Below are 19,524 nucleotides of genomic sequence, written 5' to 3' on the forward strand. Positions count from 1 at the left end.
ATGGATACGCTTTTTTCCGCACGGTACCGGTTTGGTTGGGCGTATCACCTCCGCGTATGTTTGGTGGCCTTCCTGGGTTTCCTGTTCTACTGGTACGGCGCGGTGCGCCCTGCGCATCCCAGCCATCGCGATGATGTATGGGTATCCTTGATGATCAGCATGCCCGCATTCTACATCAATTTCCTGTGGGTGTGGCCGTTGGTTGTTTCGGACGAGCGCTGGCAATGGGGAAGGGTTCTGCTGGTGATTGCCTCCAACCTGGTGGTGATGGTTGCCTTGTCATTGGTGATCAGCGTGGTGTTTGGTAACCTCGAAATCGATTGGGAAGGTTTTACGCCGAAAGACGTGCTTTCGCTGGTTGATGGGTCCATACGGAATTTTGCTCCGTATACACTTCCTAATGTGCTGAGCTTGCTGGCAAGTTGGGTCGCGTTCATCATCGAGCGGATCTACCCGCCGTACGCCAATCGCGGAAAAATCCGGCGGGAAATCCAGCAGGCACGGCTGGCATGGCGGCGGGCACAGTTAGACCCGCATCTGTTGGATACCCACCTGCTGATGCTGAGCGTCATTAGCCGTGAGTCGAAGGCCAATGTGCAGCTGGCGCTGGATTATACCGTCCGTGTCGTTCAATTTTATGTCGGTGGCAATGATCCCGAGGCGCCGGTAAAACTTGCCGACGAAATCGAGTGCATCCGCTGCCTGATCGAAATACAACGCCTCCGCTACGGTACGGCACTGAACTGGCAACTCGAAGTTGAGCCAGCGGATCTGGCGGGCGTCAGCACCATTCCCATGGTGGCAATGCCTCTGGCCGAAAATATGATACGCTACGCGGTGCTCAACCAGGCGGATGCACCGGCCGTTATACGGGTGCGCCTGGTAGGAGGGAACCTCTGGATCACTTCCGAAAATCGCATCCGCATCCAAAAAGGTCGCGAAGGCAGCGGAACGGGGCTATCCAATCTGGATGAGCGGCTACGGTACGCATATCCGGGGAGATACTGCTTACGCGCTTGGAAGGAGGGCGACTGGTTTTATACCGAAATTATGATCGGGTATGAAAACCGCGTGTAAATGGGTATATTTGCCTAAGCAATTATGAACTAGCCATCCACCGCCAGCATCCTGCGGCCCGGTGGGGTGGGCAATCTGCCCGGTATTGAATCGGTGTGCATACGCCCGGCCGCGGAATGGGGTCCCTGTCATGAAGATGGTGCAAAACACCAAACCCATGAAAAATCAATTAGAAAATCTGAATAATAACCTCAGTAACCTAAATTTTCATCTTACCAACGTCGACGAATTAGCCAGGACATTGCTTGAAACCGGCTTGATCGAACAATTGGCCAAACACCTGCCTGAACTTGTTGCCTTTATCCGGCGCACTTTTCCCGTCGAGGAACCTAGACTATACCTACCCGACGTATTGGACTACCTCGGCATCAGCCGTCGTTCGTACTTCCGCAAAGTGGCCGCGGGCGACCTGGTGCCGCGCAAATGGGAAGGCCCGGACTTTTTCTACCCCAGCGACCTGGAGAAAGAATTCAAGGAAAGCAAACGCCGCGGCCGGATCTAACCTTCGCAGCAGATTCGTGCGCAGTTGGTTCGGTATTTCTAGCACGGTGTTCCGGCAGCTGTTCGGGTAGTTGCCGAAGAATAACCGAAGGGTTGTCGCAGCCCTGTCGAACGATGGTCGAAGGATTCTCGAAGCGTTCCCGAACGGTTGTCGACCACGGGTCGAACAGCTGTCGAAGAAATGGCACCGATTGGCACGAATTCGTGCCAATCGGTGCCAATGAGTGCCAAAAATTTCAGCAGCGTGCGGACTGTGCTACGTTTGTTTCCAGAAAGCGGAATACCGGTATGACAGTGCTTTCGAGGAGTAACGAACAGATTTTTTTACGCTTAAAATTTTTTAATTATGGCAGTTTTCAAAAAAGGAATCAACGGCGCCTTTTCCGGAACCATCGGCAACACCGTAGGCAGCAGCTGGCGGCACATTACGTACATGCGCAGCTTGCCCAAACCGAGCAAGAAGCCGGCTACGCCAGCGCAGCTGGCACAGCGGGCGAAGTTTGCTCTGGCCGTATCCTTCCTCCAACCGATGAAGTGGATACTTAATCTGGGTTTCAATGACAAGCAGCGGGGCAACAACACGGGGTATAACCGCGGGCTCCAATTGTTCATCACGCAGGCCATCATCGGCGATTATCCCGATTATGAGATCGACTTCGAAAAGGTATCCGTGAGCCAGGGCAATATGGAAAAGCTCGTGGGGCTTACCTTGGCATCGGGAACCCCGAACACGTTATCGCTGTCGTGGATGGACCTCAGTGAGGAGCCGATTGAACCCGATGAGGTAAAGGGCTCGTACTTCGACGATCAAGTGTTCGTACTGTTGTACAATCGCACCGAGCAGTTGTTCACAACCAACCGCACCGCCGTAAGGCAGGACGAAGCACTGCAACTGGAACTTCCGGCAATTTTCGCCGGCCATGAGTTCCACGTATGGGTGTTCGCGCGTCACCGTGAGGGTACGCGGCAATCCATTAGCCAGTATGCGGGTACGGTGGTATTGGCCGGCACGGAGGAACCAGCAGAGGAACCTGAACCGTAAGGGTGCTCAGGCAGCGGGGTGGGGAAGACCCCGCTGCTTTTTTTAATCCAACGATCGAAACAAATGGAACAGATACGAATCGTTCGCGTGGCCCAGGGGAAGAACAGTACGTTGAGCCACTTGTACATAGGCGGCCTCTTTGCCTGCTACCTGCTGGAAGATGCAATCCGGCCGGAGAAGATACCCGGGTTGACGTGCATTCCCGAAGGAGAATACGGGCTGTCACTTAATTCATGGGCGGGCATGAACACCCGGTATGCACCGAGGTACCCACGCCTGCATCAGGGCATGATCGAAATCACCGAAATCCCGAACTATAGCCTGGTATTCATTCATATCGGCAATTATCATACGCAAACTGCAGGCTGTCCGCTCACCGGTTCATACTGGCAGCTGGTGGATGACGATTACCGTGTGCTGCACTCCGCCGCGGCGTATAAATATGTGTATCCGCTGTTGGTGAAGGAGATTAAACAGGGTAATGATAGGGTATTGGTTTGCAACCAGTGCTCCACGTCTGGATCTCCGTCGCTTCGCTAGGATCTCCTAGGCCGTGTCTGCACTGGTTGCAAACCAGTGGGGGGTAGGTTAGCAAGTCCATAAGGAACCTAGTGACGTGACCAACGGGAGCGTTACAGTTCCGGTGGGCACTTATTTCTTCCCCTAAGCAGCTTAGCAAGTCCACAAGGAACCTAGTGGCGTGAGCAAAGCGAGCGTTACAGTTCCGTTGGGCTTGCTAACTGCGCCCCCGTTCCCAGTTGCGTTGCGTATCCAAAGCGCAACCAGAACGACTACCGAAAACAACAAAGAGATGAAAGAAAATCAAGAAACAGTCGGCCTACCCGAAGCGGGAAATCCGACAATTTACGAACGAATCAAAGAAGGACTCGCGGTGGCGAGCCAGCTGGTCATTGCCTCACCGTTGAAGCTGCCGCCCAAACTCGTCGTGGTAGCCAAATACTTGGCGCTCGCACTGGGTGTATTGGAAGCCGTGGAAAGTGCAGCGAAGGATAGGAGGGAAGGCGATGAAGACTAACCAGCAGCTTGGTATCGGCACCACAGGTGGAACACTATTGAGTGTGATCGGCCAGTTGGGTGTGCACGATATGCTGCGCACGGCGCTACTCGCCGCCATCGGTGCCGTGGTGAGCTTTATAGTGACGTGGCTGTTGCAACGTCTATGGCGAAATCGCCGGTAATCGGCCGAGATTTCCTTTAAGCCTGAAGAAATTGCCTGCCGGCGATATGCGATACAGGTGCCCTAAATGGCGAAATGTGATCACAGATTAACTGTCGATTATGTGAAAAAAATCACATTTTTGGCAGTTATTATGTGATGTTAATTTTCATCAAGCCTGAAGATACCACCTACGGGCGGCATCTTCAGGCTTTTTGGTCATCATACATTAACATTAAGATTTCGCTGGCTCCCGATAATGCTCGTTGACCATGTCAATAACGTCGTAAATATCGAACGGTTTACGAATGTAGCCATCGGCACCGCATCGTTCCGCGATTTCATCGATCTTCGGTATCGCCGAAATCAGGATCACCGGTATACTGGCCGTCTGCTCATCGGATTTCAGGAGTACGCAAAGATCGCTTCCCCAGCCCCAGGTCAGGTTCTCGTCCAATAAAATCAGCCCGACTGCATGCTGCTGCAGTTTTTTTCCGATCGTTTTGCCATTGTCTGTGATCACTTCGTAGTCTTCAAACTGCATAAATTCGGAGACGATCTCCCGCATGTCGCCGTCATCCTCGGCGTATAAAATTTTCTTTTTCATCTTGATCGCAATTCGGCTTGAACGTTATTAAATAAAACTGCAAACAACGGCTTTTATTGCGAAACTTCAAATAAAATTCACCTAGTTTTTTTATCCTTCGGATCGGGCGTTGACGGCGCTTGTCCACCGTTGCTTCTGGCATCCCGGACAATACGGAAAACGGGTGTGCTTTTCGAGCAGAAGGGTGAGGCCGCAGTTAACAGTTGAAACGGATTTATGTTGACGCCGCCTTTTTTCAGGAAAGGCTTGTATACTAAAAATATTAGTATTACCTTTGATACCCCAATCCGATGAAATATGGAGGTGAAGAAGGAAAACAAGCTCGAAACGGTTAATCGGTTGAAGCAGGACCTGCTGCGCTGGCAGGGGGTTGCGCTGCCGGAAAGTCATACGGAACGGGTCGGACTGGGGCCCGTTGAAGAGGCATTTCCGGGTGCGGTATTCCCGTCTTTCGGTGTCCACGAGTTCATCAGCAGATCCCGTGAGGAGAGTGCGGCCACGAGCGGATTCATGGGCGGGCTGCTTTCCCGGCTGATGGGGAGCGACGGGGTCTGTCTATGGATCAGCACGTCCAAGCTGCTGTTTCCGCCTTCCGTGCGTGCGTTCGGCGTTTCGCCGGACCGCATCATCTTTGTGGACATTGCACGGGAGCGGGATGTCCTGTGGGCAACCGAAGAAGCACTCAAATGCAGCGGCCTGACGGCCGTGGTAGCCGAATTGCAGGAAATGGATTTTGTGCAGTCGCGCCGCCTGCAGCTCGCCGTGGAGAAAAGCCGGGTCAGCGGACTGATCCTGCGTTGTATGCCCCGCGTAATCGGATCGACTGCGTGTGCCGCACGCTGGCGCATCCGGTCGCTGCCGAGCGCTCTGGCGGAGGGCCTGCCGGGTGTGGGCTTTCCGAGGTGGGAGGTGGAGCTGCTGAAGGTCCGCAATGGCAACCCCGGTTGCTGGCAACTGGAATGGTCGGAGGGCCGGTTCGTCCCGGTTATGCCGACAGAACAGGCGCGGGGCAGGTTCATCCAAATGCAGAAAATCAGTTGATCAAATGGAAAAGCGCTTTGCATCGATCTGGTTTCCCTACCTGACGACGGACCGGCACGCGATTCGGCAGCCCGGATTGCGCAACGTACCGTTTGTGCTGGCAACCCCGGTGCACGGCCGGATGGTCATCACGGAGGCGAATGCCGCTGCCGAGGCAAAGGGCGTGACCCGCGGGATGGTCGTGGCCGATGCGAAGGCATGCCTTCCGGGGTTGGAGGTGGCCAATGCGAGGGAAGGGCTGGCCGAAAGGCTGCTGAGGATACTCGGCCTTTGGTGCATCCGCTATACGCCCGTCGTGGCCGTGGACCTGCCCGATGGGCTGATCCTGGACATCAGCGGCTGCGCCCACCTGTGGAAGGGGGAAAAGCCTTACATAAATGAGATTACAGCAAAATTACGGAAACGGGGGTTCCATGTACGCATGGCCATCGCCGGGGCAATTGGTGCGGCCTGGGCGGTGGCCCGTTTCGGTAAGGACCCCATCGTGCAATCCGGCAGGGAAACCGATGCGCTGATGCCGCTGCCGCCTGCGGCACTGCGGCTGGAACCGGGGGTGGTGGACCGGCTGCACAAACTGGGCCTGCGCACCATCGGCAGTTTTCTGCACATGCCATCGTCGGCGCTCCGGAGGCGCTTCGGAGAAGGGCTGCCCCTGCGGTTGCGGCAGGCATTGGGCCGCGAAGATGAACCCATCCTCCCGCTGCGGCCGGTGCCGCCCTATGTGGAGCGGCTGCCTTGCCTGGAACCCATCCGTACGGCGGTGGGCATCGAAATTGCCCTCAAAAACATGCTGGAGTTGCTCTGCAGGCGGTTGTCGGGCGAAGGCAAAGGGCTGCGGATTGCCACGCTGATGGGGTGCCGCGTGGACGGCAAGACGGTACAGGTGGGCATTACCACGAGCCGCGCAACGGCCAGCGTGCCGCACCTGATGAAACTGTTTGCGCTGAAGGTGCCGGACATCGAACCCGCCCTGGGCATCGAACTGTTCGTGCTGGAGGCGAGAAAGGTGGAGGAGGTCGACCCGGTGCAGGAAGCGCTGTGGGGGGGCGTGCCGGGCTTGGAAGATACGGCGCTGTCCGAACTGATCGACCGGCTCAAGGGCCGTACAAGCGTCCAGGCGGTTTACCGCTACCTGCCCGACGAGCACCACTGGCCCGAACGGTCGTTCCGGGAGGCTTCGTTTATCACGGAAAAGCCATCCAGTTTCTGGAGAAGCGACCGGCCGCGGCCCACGCGCCTGCTGGCCGTGCCGGAGCCGATTGAAGTGACGGCGCCCATACCGGATTACCCGCCCATGCTGTTCCGGCATAGGGGCGAAGCGCATCCGATCAAAAAGGCCGACGGGCCGGAACGGATCGAACGGGAGTGGTGGATGGACCCGGGCGAACACCGGGATTATTATTACGTGGAGGATGACCAAGGCCGCCGGTACTGGCTGTACCGTTCGGGACATTACGGGAACGACCGCCCGCAGCGTTGGTTTCTGCATGGTTTTTTTGCGTAACGGTACCCCAGGATATGGCATACGTGGAGTTACAGGTGACGACAAATTTCAGCTTCCTGCGCGGGGCATCCCATCCGGAGGAGCTGATGGAGCAGGCAGCGGCGCTGGGCTACAAAGCCATCGCGGTGACCGACCGGAACAGCTTTGCGGGCATCGTGCGGGCACATATGGCGGCAAAGAAGCACAACATCCGCCTGATACCGGCCTGCCGGCTGGATTTGCTGGACGGCCCGAGTTTGCTCGCGTACCCGAAAGACCGGGAAGCGTACGGACGGCTTTCGACCTTGCTGACCATCGGCAACCGCCGCGCGGAGAAAGGGCAATGCCACCTGAATAAAGGGGATGTATACGAGCATGCGGAGGGCATGGAATTCATCGCCGTGCCGCCCGACGGCCTGACGGCCACGTTTGAGCTGGAAGCAGACTATGTGCGCCACATCACCGAATACCGCCAGGCATTGGGCAGCCATTTCTGCCTGGGGGCCGTGCGTACCTATTCGGGCGACGATGCCAAGAAGCTGTTCCGGATTCACCAGCTTTGCCGGCAATTGGACATGCCCATGGTGGCGCTGAACGATATCCATTACCACATTCCCCAGCGCCGTGAATTGCAGGACGTGCTGACCTGCATCCGCGAAAAGTGCACCATCCAGACCGCCGGGTACCGCCTGCATCCGAATGCGGAACGCTACCTCAAACCACCGGAAGAGATGGATCGCCTGTTCCGGCAGTACCCGGAGGCCATCCGCAATGCGGAGGCCATCGCCGAAGCGTGCGATTTTTCGCTCAACGAGCTGGAATATGTGTATCCCACGGAGCTGGTGCCCGAGGGCCGTACCCCGCAGGAGGAACTGGCCCGCCTGACCTGGGAGGGGGCAAAGGAACGGTTCAATGGGGATATTCCGGAGAAAGTCCGCGAGACCATCGAGATGGAACTGGCTTTCATTGAAAAGAAAAACTATGCTTCGTATTTCCTGACGGTTCATGACTACGTGCGGTTTGCGCGGGAGCGGGACATCCTGTGCCAGGGCCGTGGATCCGCGGCCAACTCAACGGTGTGCTACTGCCTCGGCATCACGTCGGTCAATCCGGCCAAGTTCCGGCTGCTGTTTGCCCGGTTCATGTCTGACGCGCGGGATGAACCGCCTGATATCGACGTGGATTTTGAACACGAAAGGAGGGAGGAGGTCATCCAGTACATCTATGAAAAATACGGCCGCCACCGGGCTGCCATCGTCGCTACGGTTACCCAGGTGCGCTCCAAGGGTGCGGTGCGCGACGTGGGCAAAGCGATGGGGCTGTCGGTGGATGCCGTGGGCCGCCTGGCCGGTACCGTGAGCAGCCATTGGGACGATTACATCGACGAGGAGCTGTTGGCACAGCAGGGGTTCCACGCCGACGATCCGCACCTGCGGAAGGTACTGGAGCTCACCTACCAGTACATGGGCTTCCCCCGCCAGCTCGGACAGCACACGGGTGGCTTCGTCATCACCCAGGGCAACCTGCACGAGCTGTGCCCGATCATCAACGCCCGCATGGAAGACCGCACCAACCTGGAGTGGAATAAGGATGACCTCGAAGCGCTGGGCTTCCTGAAGGTGGACGTGCTGGGGCTGGGCATGCTGACGTGCATCCGCAAGGGGTTCGACCTGGCCAAACGGCATTACGGGCTGGACCTGACCCTGGCAAATGTTCCCCAGGACGACCCAAGGGTGTACGACATGATCTGCCAGGCCGATACGCTGGGGGTCTTCCAGATCGAAAGCCGGGCACAGATGTCCATGCTGCCGCGCCTGCGGCCGCGGGAGTTCTACGACCTGGTGATCGAGGTGGCCATCGTGCGGCCGGGGCCGATCCAGGGCGACATGGTGCATCCCTACCTGCGGCGGCGTAACAAGGAAGAACTTGTGGAGTACCCTTCGGAGGAAATAAAGGAAATCCTGCAAAAGACGCTGGGTGTGCCGCTGTTCCAGGAACAGGCCATGGAAATCGCCATCGTGGCGGCAGAATTCACGGCCGCCGAAGCCGACGGGCTCCGGCGTAGCATGGCTACGTTTAAGGCCAAGGGACAGGTCTCCGCCTTTCATAAAAAGATGGTGGACGGCATGATGAAAAAGGGGTACACGAAGGAATTCGCCAACCGGGTGTTCAAGCAGCTCGAAGGGTTCGGAAGCTATGGATTTCCGGAGAGCCATGCGGCATCCTTCGCCCTGCTGGTGTATGTCTCCTCGTGGCTGAAATGTTTTTACCCGGATATCTTTGCGGCCGCCCTGCTCAACAGCCAGCCCATGGGATTCTACCAGCCCGCCCAGATCGTCATCGACGCGCGCAAGCATGGGGTGGAAGTGCGGCCTGTCGACGTAAATGACTCGCAATGGGATCACACACTGGAGGGCAAGTTCGGGCAGGACCTGCACGCGCTGCGCCTCGGTTTCCGGCAGGTGAAGGGCTTGCGGGAGGAGGACATGCAGGTGCTGATCGATGCGCGCCCCGCTGGGGGGTACGCCACGGTTACCGCACTGGTGGATGCCGGGGTGTCACTGGCGGCCATAGAGCGGCTGGCCGACGCGGATGCGTTCCGTTCGCTGGGGCTGGACCGCCGGCAGGCGCTGTGGGCGGTATCGGCCCTGGCCGATCGGCCCATGGCCCTGTTCGAAGGCCAGCCCCCGGAGTGTACGAAGGAAGGCCAGATTGAGCTGCCGCTCATGACGGCGGGCGAGCACGTGGTGCAGGATTACGCCAGTACGACACTTTCCATCAAAGCGCACCCGGTTAGTTTCCTGCGGGAAAAATTGGACCTGCTGCGTGTAACGCCCGCGGGCTCGCTGGCTGCGATGCAGGACGGGATGTTCGTCAAGGTATGCGGCATGATTACCGTGCGCCAACGGCCCGGCACGGCCAAGGGCGTATTGTTCGTAACCATCGAAGACGAAACGGGGTTTGCCAACCTGGTGGTCTGGGGCAAGATGTTCGAAAAATACCGCCGCGAGATCCTCCAGTCCCGGCTGCTGCTTGTATCGGGCAAGTTGCAGATCGAGGGCGAGGTCATCCACCTCATCGTGCAGCACTGCACGAACCTGAACAGCTGGCTACGGGGATTAGCAAGCGCCGAGGAGGCCGGCACCGAAGGGGTATTCCATAAAGGGAGGAATTTCCAATAGGAAAACGAAATTACAACTAGATTCTCTGTAGCTGCGCGCGTTCCCATTTTCCCGCATCGAATTGCTATAAGCAAAACAACTACCTCTATGCCTTGTTGTCACAGAAGGTCATTGCTATAAACTATGCTTTCTCCAGATGGCAAAAAAAGAGTAATTATTACCAATGTATCTCCAAAGGTCGAAGAAGGGAGGTTTCCCGCCAAGGCGATTGTTGAGGATGATATCGTCATTTCGGCGGATATATTCGGCGATGGGCACGATGTTATCGCGGCAAGTGCATACATCAGGCATGCCGCTGATCGGTTGTGGCGGGAGCTACCGATGCGGTTTGTGACCAATGACCGTTGGCAAACCGCTTTCAGCGCTGAGCGAAAGGGAACGTATACGTTTAAGGTGACTGCTTGGGTCGATCATTATACCACGTGGAAGAACGGGCTGAAAAAAAAATATGAGGCGGGCCAGGATATAGGGGTCGACTTGCTGATCGGTGCCGGGCTACTGCGGGATGCCGCGTCTGCAAACCAAAGAGAAGCGGTGCGGCTCAATACTTGGGCGGCGCAGCTGGAGGAGAGCACCGATCCCGGGCAGGCCGTGTTTCTGGCCCATGACCCAGAAGTCGCGGCAGTGATGTACAAGCACCGCTATCGCGATGCCGTTACCGAGTATCCGACCACGTACCGCATCGAGGTTGAGCGAAAGAAGGCAGGCTTTAGCACATGGTATGAGCTGTTTCCTCGGTCTGCATCGCCTGAAGCAGAGCGCCACGGCACCTTTAATGACGTTGCAAACCTGCTACCTCACATCGCTAAGATGGGTTTTGACGTGCTTTATTTCCCGCCAATACATCCCATTGGCGAAGTGAACCGCAAGGGAAAAAACAATTCGTTGAAAGCAAATCCCGGAGATCCCGGTTCCCCATGGGCGATCGGAAATCGCCTGGGTGGTCACAAAGCAATTCATCCGGAATTGGGTACGTTCGACGATTTCAAAGCGTTGATTAAAGCCGCCGGTGACTATGGCATTGAAATCGCGATGGACATCGCTTATCAATGCGCACCCGATCATCCCTATGTAAAAGAACACCCGCAATGGTTTACGTGGCGGCCCGATGGTACGGTGCAATTCGCTGAAAATCCACCAAAGAAATACGAAGACATACTGCCCTTCAATTTTGAGACCGATGATTGGGAAAATTTGTGGAAAGAGCTGAAAAGTGTTATTGATTACTGGGTGGGTGCTGGTATAAAAGTGTTCCGGATCGATAATCCCCACACCAAGGCGTTCGCTTTCTGGCAATGGATGATTGGCGAGGTGAGAGCCGAACACCCCGAAGTGATCTTTCTGGCAGAAGCGTTCACCCGTCCGCGCGTTATGGAACGACTGGCCAAGGCTGGCTTCAACCAGTCCTATACCTATTTTACCTGGCGCAATACCAAACAGGAAATCGAGCAGTACATGACCGAATTGGTCCACACGGAAATGCGTCATTACTTCCGGCCGAATTTCTGGCCCAACACGCCCGACATCCTGCCACCGATACTTACCCATGGAGGCGAAAACGCACACATTATGCGGGTGATCCTTGCGGGTACGTTATCGTCAAATTATGGGCTTTATGGTCCCGTTTATGAATTCGGCATGAATACGCCGCATGGCTCAAAAGAAGAGTATATAGACAACGAGAAATACGAAATCAAGCATTGGAATTGGGATCAATATACGCGTATTGGAGACATTATCACCCGGCTAAACCGCATACGGCGTGAAAACACTGCCCTGCAGTCTACTTGGAACATCCAGTTCGCTGATACGAGCAACGACCAGATTCTCTGCTACATAAAAACAGACGCAAACACGGGCAATCAGCTCGCCATTGTTGTCAATCTGGACGTCTTCCATACACAGGGCGCGCATATACGCCTTCCTATGGACAAATTGGGCATCGGGTACGACGAGCATTATATCGTCAGCGACTTATTGGGCGGCGGTAAGTACCGATGGTTCGGTGATTTCAATTATGTAGAATTAAATCCATACCTGATGCCCGCGCATATCTTTACGATTATAAAGGAGCAGAACCATGACTAACATACTGGACGATCGGTTACATTGGTATAAGGATGCCATTATCTATGAGTTGCACATCAAGGCTTTTCGCGATGGCAACGGCGATGGCATAGGGGATTTCGAGGGGCTGATGGAGAAGCTCGACTACTTACAGGACCTGGGTGTGACGGCAATTTGGTTGCTGCCATTTTATCCATCGCCGCTGCGTGATGACGGCTATGACATTGCTGATTACTACACCATCAATCCGTCGTACGGGGACATTAAGCAATTCAAGCGGTTTTTAAACGCCGCACATAGAAGGGGGCTGAAGGTTATTACCGAGTTGGTCATAAACCATACCTCCGACCAACATCCCTGGTTTCAGCGAGCGCGGAAGGCGCCCAAAGGATCCGATAAACGGAATTATTACGTCTGGACCGATGACCCAAACCAATTCAAGGATGCGCGTATCATCTTCCAGGATTTCGAAACGTCAAACTGGACCTGGGATCCCGTTGCGCAACAATATTACTGGCACCGTTTTTTCTTTCACCAGCCTGATCTGAATTATGACAGCCCCCTAGTACAGCGGGAAGTATTTAAGGTATTAGATTATTGGTGCAAGATGGGAGTAGACGGTTTCCGGCTGGATGCTGTACCGTACCTCTTTGAACGCGACGGCACCAATTGCGAAAACTTGCCCGAGACACATGCCTTCCTCAAAGAGCTGCGGAAGTATATCGATGAGCGTTATCCCGGCACCTTACTGCTCGCGGAGGCGAATATGTGGCCCGAAGATTCGGCTGCTTATTTCGGCAATGGCGATGAATGCCAAATGAACTACCATTTTCCGGTAATGCCCCGCATGTTCATGGCGCTTCAAATGGAAGACAAATATCCCATCACCGATATATTTGACCAAACGCCCGAAATACCGGAAACCTGCCAATGGGCGATATTTCTTCGTAATCACGACGAATTGACCTTGGAAATGGTGACGGACGAGGAGCGCGACTACATGTACAAGGTTTACGTAAAAGATCCCAAAGCACGCATCAATTTGGGGATTAGGCACCGCCTGGCGCCGCTACTGGAAAACAACAGCAAGAAGGTCGAACTGCTCAACACCCTCTTGTTTTCTTTACCTGGCACACCCGTCATTTACTATGGAGACGAGATCGGTATGGGCGATAACTTCTACCTTGGAGACCGGGACGGCGTGCGTACGCCCATGCAGTGGCACTCGGGCCGCAATGCCGGTTTTTCGGAAGCCAATCCGCAGAAGCTGTACCTTCCGGTGATCCTGGATCCGCAGTTTCACTATGAGTCTGTAAATGTAGAATTGCAGTCCAACAACACCTCGTCGTTGTTATGGTGGATGAAAAGAGCGATCAGCATCCGTAAAAGGTACAAAGCGTTTAGCCGTGGGGATATGAAATTTGTGGAAAGCGAAAACGCCAAGGTACTGGCATTCACCCGTACGTATGAAGAACAGACGATGCTGGTTATCAATAATCTATCCCGATTTTCGCAGCCTGCTGAGTTGGACTTAAGTACATACGGCGGATATGTGCCCGTCGAAATCCTAAGCCATAACCGCTTCCCCTCCATTCGGGAGGACGCCCCGTATCTGGTCACATTAGGCCCGTACGGAACCCAGTCCTTTTTGCTGGAGAAGGCCCATCCGGAAATGGAACGTGAAAGCCAACTGCGTACGATTACGCTGGAGCGGTGGAAAGACCTGCCTAGCCGGGCGATACTCGAAGAACTCGCAAATGGGGTGTTACCCGATTATTTGATGCGCCTACGCTGGTTTGGCGGCAAAGCCCGCGGGTTGGAAAGCGTCCGCATTGTAGATCATGCCACTGTTCCGCTTGATGAAAACAGTACGTACATCCTGTTAACGGAAGTCAGCTACCGTGAAGGCTTGCCCGATCTGTATCAGTTGCCCGTAGCGTTTGCAAAAGGCCCGTTGGCTTACAGACTGAATGCAAACTGCCCGCAGTCGGTCATCGCCCACGTTATACTCAACGGCGAAGAAGGCATTTTATATGACGCGCTATATGGTATAGACTTCCAAAAGGCGATCTTAAAAAGCATGGCCGGCAAACACAGTCTGCCGCAGGCAGGCAGCGAGCTGGAGTTTTCCGGTAGCCGGGCGGTGAAGGTGCATGTGCGTGAAAATCCCGAAACCAAACCCAGGATACTTACCAGTGAGCAGAGTAACACGTCACTGACCTATGACGGCAGGTTCTTTCTGAAAATATACCGCAAGGTAGACCGCGCGATTAACCCAGATGTGGAGCTGACAAAATTTCTCACTCAGAAAGCCGGTTTTAACAACGTCCCTAACTACGTAGGTGCCATAACGTGGAAATTCAAAGGGGAGAGCATGGTGCTGGGAATGATGCAGGAAATGGTCACTGGAGCCAGCGATGCCTGGGGGTACATGCTCGATCGGCTAAACGACTACAATGAAGCACTCCTCTCCACCGCGAGCGCTTCCGGGCCGGGTGAGTTGATCGGTAGTCTTACCGCGCCCGCAGCCTATGAAGAGCTTCCCGAAATACAGCAAGAAAAGCTTAAGGCACCGGTGGCCGAGCTTGTCAGCCTTTTAGGGACGCGTACGGCCGAAATGCATGAAGCACTCGCTTCAGAACGCCATGATCCGGCGTTCAAACCCGAAGCGTATTCTTTGCATTACCAGCGATCCATTTTCGCCTCGTTGCAATCGACGGTGCGGGTTGCCTTTCAAAGTCTGCGCCGAAACCTCGAAAAGCTGCCCGAAGCTGTACGAAAGGAGGCCGAGGAGGTGCTTGGCATGAAGGAAGATATACTGGGTATCCTGAAAAGGATTTACAGCCACAAGATCGATGTCACCAAAATACGTATCCATGGCGATTATCACTTAGGGCAAACGTTGTACGCCGGCAACGACTTTTTTATCCTTGATTTTGAAGGCGAACCGGCACGGAGTTACAGCGAAAGACGGCTAAAATATTCGCCGCTGCGTGACGTAGCTGGCATGATCCGGTCGTTTCATTACGCTGCATACGGCAGCTTGCTTCTCGACAACCAGATCCGGCCTGAAGACGTGGATAAACTCATGCCGCATATTGAACAATGGTATCATTATATGTCTGGGTTTTTCATGAGAGCTTATCTGGAGCATGCGCAAGGTGCGTCTTTCGTCCCCAAGGAAAGGGGAGACCTAGCCATCCTATTGCAGACGTTCGTCATGCAAAAAGCGATTTACGAGCTCACTTATGAACTCAATAACCGGCCGGGCTGGGTGTTGGTTCCGCTGCGGGGCATCAAATCGATTGTGATGAAACACAGGCTTGAGCAAAAACAATAACCAAAGAAAATGGAAATGACAGGCGGCATAGCCGAACAGGCGCACGGATCGACCCAATGGTTTTCACTGTTTACCGACTTTGACATCGGGTTGTTTAAAGCAGGCAAGCACTACCGCCTCTATGAAAAGCTTGGATCGCACCTGATCACTCATGAGGGAAGAACGGGAGTATACTTTGCTGTTTGGGCACCAAACGCCAGGTATGTGTCGGTAATTGGCGACTTTAACGGCTGGAACCGCTACCTTCATCCGATGCGCATCCGGGGGGATAATTCCGGCATATGGGAAGTGTTTTTAGCTGGTGTCGGTCTGGGGGAAGGCTATAAATATTTTATCGAATCGCATAACGGCTACCAGGTAGATAAGGGCGATCCTTACGGTTATCAATGGGAAACGCCGCCTCAGACAGCTACAAAGATAGCATCGATCAGCTATACATGGTCTGACCAGGATTGGCTGGAAAAGCGAAACTCAGCTAACGTGCTGGAGCAGCCACTGTCCATTTATGAGGTACACCTTGGATCCTGGCGCCGGGTAGGCACCGAAGCACGGTATATGACCTACCGCGAGATGGCTGTTGAACTAACTGCCTATTGCAAAGAAATGAAATTCACCCATGTCGAGTTCATGCCCGTCATGGAGCATCCGTTTTATGGTTCCTGGGGGTATCAGATCACAGGGTACTTTGCTCCTTCAAGCCGTTACGGATCAGCACAGGACTTCATGTACCTGATCGATCAGCTTCATCAGGCCGGCATCGGCGTCATTCTGGATTGGGTTCCTTCACATTTCCCGACGGATGAGCACGGCTTAGGCTATTTTGACGGTACGCATCTGTATGAATATCCGGATCCAAGAAAAGGCTTTCATCCCGACTGGCAGAGTCTGATTTTCAACTACAGCCGAAACGAAGTCCGGGCTTTTTTGATATCAAATGCCTTGTACTGGCTCGATATCTATCATGTTGACGGTCTGCGCGTGGATGCGGTAGCTTCCATGCTTTACCTGGATTATTCACGCAATGAGGGTGAATGGATTCCCAACGAATACGGGGGCCGGGAAAATCTGGAGGCGATCAGTTTCCTGAAGGACCTAAACGATGCCATACATCACCATCATCCCGGTGTGATTACGATCGCTGAGGAATCAACGGCGTGGCCGGGCGTCACCCAACCCACCGGCAACGGTTTGGGTTTCGATCTTAAATGGATGATGGGATGGATGCACGACACGCTGGATTACCTTCAGAAGGATCCGCTTTACCGCGGTCACCATCAAAGTCAGCTGACGTTTAGCTTGGTTTATGCATTTGCCGAAAAGTTTGTGCTTCCGCTTTCGCACGATGAGGTGGTCTACGGGAAACATTCGTTAATCAACAAAATGCCCGGTGATACCTGGCAGCAATTTGCCAATTTGCGTCTGCTCTACGGTTACATGTATGGCCACCCAGGCGGCAAAACGATTTTTATGGGAGGCGAATTTGCGCAACGACACGAATGGCGGCACGATTACAGCCTGGACTGGTACGAATGTGAGGATTCAAACCATCAAGGTATACAACGTTGGGTTAAGCATCTGAATGCCTTTTATCAAGAGCAACCAGCGCTTTACAAGCAAAACTATGCACCTGCGGGGTTCGAATGGCTCGATATCAATGATCATGTAAATAGTGTGATTACGTGGCTGCGCAAAGGGCTTGACGGCGAAGATAGCCTGATTTTTATAGCCAATTTTACGCCGATGGTAAGGGAAAATTACCGCATTGGTGTACCAGTAATGGGGAAATACATCGAATTGCTTAATTCAGACAATTTACGATACGGGGGTAGTAACGTACTGAACAGTGGCGACCTGGAAACGTATCCCATTCCGGTGGCTGGAAAGAGGCACTCACTTATTTTGACGTTACCTCCGCTTGCAATTATCGTATTGCACAGGTTGATTTCCTAAGGTGTCGATGGCAACCTCCGATAGAACGCCGGAACCGAGATACCGGACAAGCGATTGCCGAGCAATTCCAAATCCCGATCGGCATTCTAGCCTGTTTGGCAAGTAACATGGAAATCAGGTAATGCCGCTTCTTATAGGGGCAGCAGCCCCAGCCAGGCGAGCCATAGAAACGACTCGGGGTTCATCTGCGACCGGATGACCTTCAGCGCCCGTGTAAGGTGGTTTTTGGCCGTGTTGGGGGCAATGTTCAATTGGTCGGCAATTTCCTGCAGGCTTAACCCTTTGTCGTGATTGAGTTCGTAGATCTGCTGCTGCCGCGGTGGGAGTTCATGCAGAATGGCGTCAAGCTGACCCTGGATGTCATCGGTCGCTAATTTGCTTTCCGTTCGGTTTTCGCTGTTTTGTAAGTGATGCCAGACTTCTTTCTGATACGATTTTTCTTTGGCTAGTTTCTTGAAGTGGTCAAAAATGTGGTTTTTAGCCATGGCTAAAATATAGGAATCCAGGGCTTCCATACTGGATAGCTTATCCTTTTTTAACCAGATTTTAAGCATAACATCCTGGGTCAAATCCTCAGCCAATGCCGAATCTTTGACAAATTTTAGCATAAAGTGGTAGATTCTTACGCGATAGTTTTTTAGTTGCTTTTCCATCTTCAAACAATTACAAAATGCATTAATCGATGCTTGATGGATGTAATGGTTGTTTGAGAGATGACTCCTTTGTGCTAATGTAAGGATATATATTAGAAAAGCAATGGAAAATAAAAATAATTTGTTTGGGACTGGTCTGATTATCAGGTTTCAGAGTTATGCTTAGTTGATGGATGACTTAAATGGTTGTTAGGAACTAATTTTAAACTTTAAAACAAGTAAGCATTAAGGCCAATTAATGCCATACGAATCGAGGAGTATGCGCCGGGAAAAGAAAGGTTTGGTTTCGGTTCCGGAAGTGCCGTACTGTGGGATGTCGGGTGTGTGCTGTCGATGCAGGACAAAAAAACAGGATTAAAAAAATACATGGGGGACTGGTCTGATCAATGGCTTTCGCAGTTATACCTAGTAATCTTTAAAATTGACACACGTGGATAAGAATAAACGATTTAGTTTTTTACTGGAAAAATACAGAAATGACTCGCTGACCAAAGCGGAGTACGAGGAGTTTCTAAAAAGATTAAATGCGCCGGATGCACAGGACGAACTGGACGAAATGCTGACAGGGTATTGGAACCTGCCTGGCGATGACCCCGTGGCAGAGGATGAACAGGAGCCTTCGCCCAACAAGCGGACGTTCTTTTCCGGAAGAAGAGGCCTGATGAAGTGGAGCATAGCGGCATCGTTGCTGGTGATGCTAACGGCCACGCTGCTCTACGTTGGTAGGTCATCCGGGGAATACGTAACGTATAAAACGGGCTTCGGAGAGATCAAGGAGGTGAATTTGCCGGATGGAAGCGTGGTGACCTTGAATGCCAATAGCGAATTTTCTTGGAACCGTGATTGGGAAGACGAGGAAGCCCGGCAGGTAACCCTGAAGGGTGAGGCGTTTTTTGACATCAAGCACGTGCGCGGCATGACGTTTACGGTGAAAACCGGCGACGTATCGGTGGAAGTGGTGGGAACGTCCTTTAATGTGGATAGCCGGAACCAGAAGACCGCCGTATACCTGGATGAAGGGAAGGTGAAATTACACGTGGACCGAGAGCGTTCGGATGCGATCGTGATGAAACCGGGCGAGAAGGTGGATTACAATGCGGCGAACGGAAAACTGGTCAAGACCGCAGACGAATCGATGAGCAGCGCGGCATCCTGGAAAGATGGGGTGCTGAACTTCAAGGACCTAGAGTTTCGGGACGTGCTTGAAAAGCTGACGGCCATTTACGGAAAGAAGTTTACGTGTGCGGATGACGACATCCTTTCCCGGCACATGTACCTCGGCGTGCCCTATAAGGATTGGAATCAGGTGAAAGAGGCACTGGAACTCTCGATGGATATCAAAATCTCGGAACATGAAGATACCTACGTGATACGTAAGGAATAGCGCCCAAAAAAACTAACTCC

At 53.5% G+C, this 19,524-nt stretch carries 15 protein-coding genes; 13 read left to right on the forward strand and 2 right to left on the reverse strand.

The annotated features are described in order from the left end of the window. The 6 genes from ACFQRK_RS00090 (at position 1) to ACFQRK_RS00115 (ending at position 3,819) form a co-directional block, all read left to right on the forward strand. Positions 1-1,077 (forward strand): histidine kinase, encoded by a 1,077-nt coding sequence (locus ACFQRK_RS00090; RefSeq protein ID WP_379002412.1) that lies wholly within the window; start codon positions 1-3, stop codon positions 1,075-1,077. A gap of 157 nt (positions 1,078-1,234) precedes the next feature. Then, positions 1,235-1,579, forward strand: coding sequence for a hypothetical protein (locus ACFQRK_RS00095; protein ID WP_379002414.1), 345 nt, complete (start codon positions 1,235-1,237; stop codon positions 1,577-1,579). A gap of 345 nt (positions 1,580-1,924) precedes the next feature. Beyond that, positions 1,925-2,620, forward strand: a complete 696-nt coding sequence (locus ACFQRK_RS00100; protein ID WP_379002416.1) for a DUF6266 family protein — start codon at positions 1,925-1,927, stop codon at positions 2,618-2,620. 63 nt (positions 2,621-2,683) lie between these two features. Then, the gene (locus ACFQRK_RS00105) at positions 2,684-3,160 is read left to right on the forward strand and encodes a DUF5675 family protein (RefSeq protein ID WP_379002417.1); all 477 of its coding nucleotides are present in this window, start codon (positions 2,684-2,686) and stop codon (positions 3,158-3,160) included. Positions 3,161-3,431: 271 nt separating this feature from the next. Then, positions 3,432-3,656: a hypothetical protein gene (locus tag ACFQRK_RS00110; protein ID WP_379002419.1), complete on the forward strand. Its 225-nt coding sequence runs from the start codon at positions 3,432-3,434 to the stop codon at positions 3,654-3,656. Further along, the gene (locus ACFQRK_RS00115) at positions 3,646-3,819 is read left to right on the forward strand and encodes a hypothetical protein (protein ID WP_379002420.1); all 174 of its coding nucleotides are present in this window, start codon (positions 3,646-3,648) and stop codon (positions 3,817-3,819) included. Before ACFQRK_RS00110 ends, ACFQRK_RS00115 begins: the two co-directional genes overlap by 11 nt. 213 nt (positions 3,820-4,032) lie before the next feature. Here ACFQRK_RS00115 and ACFQRK_RS00120 read toward each other — a convergent pair whose 3' ends face one another. Next, the gene (locus ACFQRK_RS00120; RefSeq protein WP_379002423.1) at positions 4,033-4,404 is read right to left on the reverse strand and encodes a PleD family two-component system response regulator; all 372 of its coding nucleotides are present in this window, start codon (positions 4,402-4,404) and stop codon (positions 4,033-4,035) included. A 297-nt stretch (positions 4,405-4,701) separates the two neighbouring features. On the opposite strand from ACFQRK_RS00120, the gene ACFQRK_RS00125 reads away from it, so the two are divergent. The 6 genes from ACFQRK_RS00125 to glgB all read left to right on the forward strand — a co-directional run bounded on the left by ACFQRK_RS00125 (position 4,702) and on the right by glgB (position 17,467). Beyond that, entirely contained in the window at positions 4,702-5,445 is a 744-nt protein-coding gene (locus tag ACFQRK_RS00125) for an ImuA family protein (RefSeq protein ID WP_379002424.1), read from the forward strand. Positions 5,446-5,449: 4 nt separating this feature from the next. After that, positions 5,450-6,949 carry a Y-family DNA polymerase gene (locus ACFQRK_RS00130; protein WP_379002426.1) on the forward strand — a complete coding sequence of 500 codons (1,500 nt, stop codon included), beginning with the start codon at positions 5,450-5,452 and terminating at the stop codon, positions 6,947-6,949. Between the two features lie 14 nt (positions 6,950-6,963). Beyond that, entirely contained in the window at positions 6,964-10,110 is a 3,147-nt protein-coding gene (locus ACFQRK_RS00135; RefSeq protein ID WP_379002428.1) for an error-prone DNA polymerase, read from the forward strand. 123 nt (positions 10,111-10,233) lie between these two features. Then, positions 10,234-12,198 carry an alpha-1,4-glucan--maltose-1-phosphate maltosyltransferase gene (locus ACFQRK_RS00140; protein ID WP_379002431.1) on the forward strand — a complete coding sequence of 655 codons (1,965 nt, stop codon included), beginning with the start codon at positions 10,234-10,236 and terminating at the stop codon, positions 12,196-12,198. Next, positions 12,191-15,517: a maltose alpha-D-glucosyltransferase gene (treS, locus tag ACFQRK_RS00145; RefSeq protein ID WP_379002432.1), complete on the forward strand. Its 3,327-nt coding sequence runs from the start codon at positions 12,191-12,193 to the stop codon at positions 15,515-15,517. Before ACFQRK_RS00140 ends, treS begins: the two co-directional genes overlap by 8 nt. A 9-nt stretch (positions 15,518-15,526) precedes the next feature. After that, the gene (gene glgB, locus ACFQRK_RS00150; protein WP_379002434.1) at positions 15,527-17,467 is read left to right on the forward strand and encodes a 1,4-alpha-glucan branching protein GlgB; all 1,941 of its coding nucleotides are present in this window, start codon (positions 15,527-15,529) and stop codon (positions 17,465-17,467) included. Positions 17,468-17,598: 131 nt separating this feature from the next. Here the strand turns inward: glgB and ACFQRK_RS00155 are convergent, their stop codons facing one another. Further along, positions 17,599-18,120: an RNA polymerase sigma factor gene (locus ACFQRK_RS00155; RefSeq protein WP_379002436.1), complete on the reverse strand. Its 522-nt coding sequence runs from the start codon at positions 18,118-18,120 to the stop codon at positions 17,599-17,601. A gap of 430 nt (positions 18,121-18,550) precedes the next feature. Here ACFQRK_RS00155 and ACFQRK_RS00160 point away from each other — a divergent pair, with 430 nt between their 5' ends. Continuing rightward, positions 18,551-19,504, forward strand: coding sequence for a FecR family protein (locus ACFQRK_RS00160; RefSeq protein ID WP_379002438.1), 954 nt, complete (start codon positions 18,551-18,553; stop codon positions 19,502-19,504). Positions 19,505-19,524: the final 20 nt, after the last annotated feature.

The sequence above is a fragment of the Parapedobacter sp. GCM10030251 genome (assembly GCF_042666505.1).
GTDB lineage: Bacteria > Bacteroidota > Bacteroidia > Sphingobacteriales > Sphingobacteriaceae > Parapedobacter.